Source organism: Micromonospora sp. U56, from assembly GCF_018070095.1.
GTDB lineage: Bacteria > Actinomycetota > Actinomycetes > Mycobacteriales > Micromonosporaceae > Micromonospora > Micromonospora purpureochromogenes.
In genome coordinates this window covers 1-2,830 of record NZ_JAGPYL010000229.1, presented here as the reverse complement: position 1 = coordinate 2,830, position 2,830 = coordinate 1, and the positions used below count along the sequence as shown (strand labels likewise).

Genomic DNA, 2,830 nt, shown 5'->3' with positions numbered 1-2,830 from the left:
GACCATCTCGAACGGCACGATCCGGGTGAGTTCCCCGAGATGGCCCGGCGCGAACACGCCCTTCGCCACCGTGATCACCCGGGTGATGACAGAATGCTCCGACAGCGGGACTCCCTCGTAGCTGGCTCGTCTTGGTCGACAAGCCGTTCTACCGGAGTCCCGCTGCCTCCTCTCCAGCACCCTCCATCATGGTCGGCCAGCTGTCGGCGTACAGATGAACGGGGCCAAGTAGGTACGGATCAACGTGTCCAGGTCGACGGTTGGCTTGGCCGCGCCAACTCCGGGGAGCCGCCCGGGTGCGTGGAATCCGATCGCTGGGTTTGCATTCCGCCCGCTATGGTCCGCCGCATGCGGCTGGAGAGAATCACCCCGGAGAACTACGAGGCGGCTCTTGCGCTGTCCGTGCGCCCCGATCAGGAGGACCTGGTCGCGCCTGTGGTCAAGTCGCTCGCCGAGGCGTACGTCTTCGCCGACCACGCCTGGCCGAGACTGATCTATGACGGTGACCGGCTGGTCGGCTTTCTGATGGCCTTCATGGGCATCCCGTGGGATTCCAATCGCAATGCCGGCGACCTGCGCTCCGGCCTCTGGCGACTGAACATCGCGGCCGACGCCCAGGGGCACGGCTACGGTCGGTTCGCGGTCGAGGCCGTATGCGGGGAGATCCGCGCCGTCGGCGGCACCCGGGCGTACGTCACCTGGGAGCCCCGCGTCGGAGGACCGGAGGAGTTCTACCTCAAGCTGGGCTTCCGGCCGACCGGTGAGCAGAGCGGTGGTGAGACCGTCGGTGTCCTCGACCTTTGAAGATCCGGTCGAACCGCTGGCGAGATATCGAAGCGTGGGCCGGGCATACGGCGTCGGAATGACCGGCAAGCGCTGTGGCACCTGGGCACGTTCAGCCGTCCCCGGCAGGGCACGCCGACCTGTACGCCGACACCAGCCCTTGACAACAGGTCCAACGCCCTTAACTTCACGGTCTTGGCCTAAAGGCCGGCTAGCCGGGTGGTGACGGCGGCTCGGGCGGGCGTCCGCGGGCGCGGGCTGCGTCGGATATGGCGACCCCGGTCAGGACGAGGGCGGCAGCGGCGGCGACCACGAGTGGCGGCAGGGGGAGCATCGCCGGTGTCAGGGCGGCCAGCGCGAGGACGCCGATGGGTCGGGACCAGGACACGCGGCCGAATACCGCGTGCTCGAAGCGGGCGCGTCCGGCCAGGTACAGCGCGGGTCCGCCGAGGATGACGGCGATCCAGGCCGGTGGGGTGTGTCCGAGTGGATGGGCGATGACGAGTTCGTCGCCGACGGCGGCGACGACCACGCCGGCCACCATCACCAGGTGGGCGTATGACGTCGATCGGGCGAGGCGGACCGGGTCGGCGGACACGGCAATCGCTTCCGCCAGGACCTGCCCAGCGCGGTAGATGTAGATCCGCCACAGCAGCACGGTGGCCGCGATCGACACTGCGAACGCGGCGGCCCCGTCCGGCGCGAAGCCGCTGCTGCTCAGCGCCAGTCCGGTAACCAGGATCAGCTCGCCGAGCGCGATGATGAAGAACTGCCGGTAGCGCTCGGACAGGTGCTCGCTCGATATCACAAGGTCTTGGCTGGGCGAGCGGCCCGCCCCCGGGGTGGGGAAGCCGATTCTGCCTGCCGTGTGGTCAAGGAGCACCGCGAGTGCCCACAACGCGCCACGCGTCGTACCGTGCACGAGCGCCCCCGCGATCCACGGCAGCGCCGACAGGCCGTACCAGAACAGCCCACGCACGACGTGGCGCTGCAGTTCGTGGCCATGCAGAACGGCCGCGAGGACGAGCCCGCGGCCGAGTTGGACGGCGACGTAGGCGCCCGCGAAGATCAGGCCCGTGTCGCCGAATGCCTCGGGCACCGCGGCCGCCATCACCAGGCTGCCGACCATGGTCGCGATGACCAGCGCCTGGATTACCGGTCGTTGCGGGTCCGTCCGGTCGGTTAGCCACGCGGTGCTGGACCAGACCCACCACATGGCCCCCAACAGCACCAGCGTCCGGAAGACACCGCTGAACCCGAGATCCTCAGCCAGGCCGCGCGAGAGCTGAGCGAGCGCGAGGACAAACACCAGGTCGAAGAAGAGTTCCAGGAACGTGGCCCGCTCTGGATCCCCGGCTTTCCGCATCAGCTCGGCGGTCCTGCTCGTCGTCATCGGCTCGCCCGTTCTGCCAGCTCTGCTCCAGGTTTGGGGGCATTCTGACATGCGGCAGCGGCGGTGACTGCGGACGTGCTGCCGTGGACTGGATCGAGTGACCCGCGTTACACGGACGGGCGACAGTCGAGGCCGATGAGTTCCATCCATCCGTCGCCGCTGGATCGGCTTAGCTCGTCGACCTTCGCCGAACGTCGGCCGGTGCTACAGCCTGGGCACTCGAGCGGCGTGTGGCAGGGAGAGCGACGCCTCGGCACACCGACGCTCGCAAGTGGGTAGGGCACGACAAAACGGTAACGCCCAGGTCGTGAAGCGGCTCTTGCCACGGAACGTCGCCAGCTTGGCGAGGATCGCCACCATCGCGTCGGACGCAGCCTGGTGGGCGACGTCGGTCACCGGGGAGCGCGTCGCGCACCGGCGCACCTCCCGCAACGCCGCGCGCACCGGCATCTCGTGCAGCCAATCGGATGCCACGTCTCGCTCGGCACCGGTGCCGGAGAGAGCTGCACCCATCCGGCTGGCTCCTCGTCCAGGCCGACCACGTCGGCGTGGGCCGGCGCGCGTGGACCCGACGCCGGGCGGGTGGCGGTACAGCTCCTCCACGCCCCAGAAGCAGCCCCCGGCGAGGGGCGCCTTGTCGGTGGTCACGGCGGC

Annotated in this window: 4 protein-coding genes; 1 reads left to right on the top strand and 3 read right to left on the bottom strand. The window is 69.2% G+C overall.

What is annotated here, in order from left to right; genetic code table 11:
- Positions 1–180 (bottom strand): hypothetical protein (locus KBX37_RS33625; protein WP_210779852.1); only part of this gene is annotated, 180 nt, incomplete at its 3' end.
- 168 nt (positions 181–348) lie between these two features.
- Between KBX37_RS33625 and KBX37_RS33620 the strand changes: the two genes are divergently transcribed.
- Positions 349–804, top strand: a complete 456-nt coding sequence (locus KBX37_RS33620; protein ID WP_210779850.1) for a GNAT family N-acetyltransferase — start codon at positions 349–351, stop codon at positions 802–804.
- A 190-nt stretch (positions 805–994) separates the two neighbouring features.
- On the opposite strand, the gene KBX37_RS33615 is transcribed toward KBX37_RS33620, so the two are convergent.
- Together KBX37_RS33615 and KBX37_RS33610 are read right to left on the bottom strand one after the other, a co-directional pair.
- Positions 995–2,176: a low temperature requirement protein A gene (locus tag KBX37_RS33615; RefSeq protein WP_210779849.1), complete on the bottom strand. Its 1,182-nt coding sequence runs from the start codon at positions 2,174–2,176 to the stop codon at positions 995–997.
- Between the two features lie 204 nt (positions 2,177–2,380).
- Positions 2,381–2,830 (bottom strand): peptide-methionine (S)-S-oxide reductase (locus KBX37_RS33610; RefSeq protein ID WP_247659493.1); only part of this gene is annotated, 450 nt, incomplete at its 5' end.